General features: G+C 57.3%; 3 protein-coding genes. 1 reads left to right on the top strand and 2 read right to left on the bottom strand.

Going from position 1 to position 2613, the window contains the following annotated elements; genetic code table 11:
- Nucleotides 1-83: 83 nt before the first annotated feature.
- Complete coding sequence (locus tag EBBID32_RS07130; protein ID WP_006953170.1) at nt 84-377, bottom strand: hypothetical protein; 294 nt, start codon at nt 375-377, stop codon at nt 84-86.
- 331 nt (nt 378-708) lie between these two features.
- Between EBBID32_RS07130 and EBBID32_RS07125 the strand changes: the two genes are divergently transcribed.
- A complete protein-coding gene (locus EBBID32_RS07125) occupies nt 709-1737 on the top strand; it encodes an IS110 family transposase (RefSeq protein WP_006953169.1) in 1029 nt (342 codons plus the stop codon).
- Between the two features lie 232 nt (nt 1738-1969).
- On the opposite strand, the gene EBBID32_RS07120 is transcribed toward EBBID32_RS07125, so the two are convergent.
- Nucleotides 1970-2613, bottom strand: a 644-nt coding sequence (locus tag EBBID32_RS07120) for an ArgP/LysG family DNA-binding transcriptional regulator (protein ID WP_156022492.1), incomplete at its 5' end; no start/stop codon positions are given.

Genomic DNA, 2613 nt, shown 5'->3' with positions numbered 1-2613 from the left:
ATCCTGATTGTCGCGCGGCATGATGTCTCATATCGGTCGGGGGTCTGATCATTCCTATTCGGCGTTCGCGCCCAATATAAATGTCAGGGCGGAATATTCCGCCAGACAAAAGACTTTCGAACGTCCCCGAACCGCTCGGCCAGCATCGGCGCGATGGTCGAGCGCATCTGATAGGCGAGAAACAGTCCGTGATCGGGCAGGATCTGCGCGCTGATATCGAGGATGCGGCCGCCCTGTTCTGGCGATGTGGTTGAAAATGGAATGCCGCTGACGATGAGATCGGCGGGACCCAGTCCATGGTTCCCAAGGATCGCTGCCGCCGACGAAGCGGAAGCCGTGACCGCGAGCAGGCGTGGATCGTCAATGGTTCGCCGCAAATGACGAGTAAAGCGCCGGCTGCCAGCTACATGTCAGGCCAGGTGTTGCATCCAAATGGCGGGACGATCGTGAATGGGTGATCTCGTAAATCGACCCTTATGAGACATTCATGACCGACTTTTTCGTTCCCGATTCTGGTCAGTCTGCTTCTTCATGTCGCTACGGGATAGAGATGCTGCTCGGCGACATTCCTCACATGGGGTAATCGCGGGAGCGAGTCGCCGAGATGCCTGCACGAAGGCATTGAAGAGGAGGTGGCTGCTCTCCGATAAGATGGAAGTACGGGCTCACGACTGGACGCCGGGCCCAAGCATCTAGCGGAGAACAGCCATGGAAGAGTATATCGGATTCGACGTATCGATGAAAGAGACCGCCGTTTCTATCCGTCGTGATGGCAAACGGATTTGGCGCGGCAAGTGCGCATCAGATCCTAAAGTATTGGCAGACCTTGTCCGCAAGCGGGCGCCCCATGCCAAGCGGGTCGTATTCGAGACCGGTCCGCTGTCAGTGTGGTTTTTCCATGCCCTGAAGGCAGAAGGTGTACCTGCGATCTGCATCGATGCACGCCACGCCAAAGCTGCCCTGGATATGGCGCCGAACAAGACCGATGCGAACGATGCCGATGGGCTGGCCCATCTGGCCGAGGTAGGCTTCTTCCGAGAGGTTCGCATGAAGGGCTTCGAGAGCATGCTCTCGCGGACGCGCATGGCCGCACGCAACAGGCTGGTGAGGATTTCGGTCGAGCTTTCCAACCAGATCCGCGGGCTGATGAAGACGTTTGGCCTGATCGTCCCTTCCGCCAAGGGAGGGAAATTCGATGAACATGTTTGCCGTCTACTGGATGGACGAGGCGACCTTGCACCTATTATAATGCCAATCCTTGAGGCGTGGCGCAGTGTCCGAGTTCGACGAGCCGCAGAGCTTGGACGTCAGGTCCTTGCTGATGCGAGGCAAAGCCAGGCATGCCAGCTTCTCATGTCGATCCCGGGCGTCGGCGCGATCACCGCTACAGCGTTCACAAGCGCCATTGAGGATCCTGCAAACTTCAAGAAATCACGGTCTGTCGGCGCGTGGATCGGTCTCACGACACGGCGTTACCAATCAGGCGAGGTCGATTATGATGGCCATATCTCGAGGCGCGGTGACGCACATTTGCGCGGCCTTCTCTATGAAGCGGCAACAGTCATTATGACGCGTTCAGCGGCAGAAAGTGATCTGCGAACTTGGGGGATCAAGCTGCGCGAGAAAATCGGTTTCAAACGCGCTGCTGTCGCCGTCGCGCGCAAGCTTGCGGTGATCATGCATGCCATGCTCGTATCCGGCGAGTTCTTCGAAAGAAAAGCAACCAACACGATTTGAACATTTCCCAGCTCACACACCCCTCAGGTGTGCAGAGGCGTCCTTGCCAGGACGTGGCTGAACCATTCCGCCGAGGCTGTTGCACTTCCTTCCTGGAATGTGCGTTTCACACATTGGAAGGTTCTCCCGCGAAGCCCCATCATGCGGCAGCAAATGTTGACCGCGAAGACGACAGTGCTCCGGGCAAGTTCATCTCTATAACGCTTTTAGGGGCTTGCAATCTGGGCTGCTATTAGACGACAGCCTCGGTCATGGCCTGAAGGGCTTGTGCATGGAGACGGGATACTGTCCAGAATAGCGGGACGTCCATTGTGTCTCCGGGCACTAATTCAACCAAGTTACCCGCGTCGATATGCGGTTGCGCCAAGGCCTTTGGTTGAAGCCCCCAGGCAAGACCTGCGCAGGCGAGATCGAGAAATCCCTGTGTCGATGGAATCCAATGCGTTGGTGCATTCAAATCCACGCCGAAGACGGCTTTGGCCCACCTTGCCTGAAGCTGGTCTTTCCTGTTGAAGCGCATGACCGGCGCTATGCTGAGACCGTCCCTGTCTATCCCGGTCGGGAAATGCCGGGCGACGAAATCCGGGCTGGCACAAGCGACATAGCGGAGCGATCCCAATGCAATCGTCCTGCATCCGGCGACGGGTTCCGGGTCGGACGTGACGACAGCAAGCACTTCGCCGGTACGCAGGCGATCGGCCGTGTGCCCTTCATCCTCAAGTGTCAATTCCACCAGCATTCCGGTCGTTCGGGCAAAGTCCGACATGGCATATGGAAACCATGTCGCAAGGCTGTCCGCGTTGACTGCAATGCTCAGTGATGGGCGGGAGCTATCCTGCATTCCATTGGCAAAACATGTACGAACATGACGTAATC

The sequence above is a fragment of the Sphingobium indicum BiD32 genome (assembly GCF_000382885.1).
GTDB classification, from domain to species: Bacteria; Pseudomonadota; Alphaproteobacteria; order Sphingomonadales; family Sphingomonadaceae; genus Sphingobium; species Sphingobium japonicum_C.
Note: the sequence above shows the minus strand (reverse complement) of the source record. Positions and strands in the feature narration are given on the sequence as shown.

What these genes read in the sequence shown, in the direction of transcription:
- EBBID32_RS07125 (WP_006953169.1), top strand. Translation starts at nt 709, where the DNA reads ATGGAAGAGTATATCGGATTCGACGTATCGATGAAAGAGACCGCCGTT.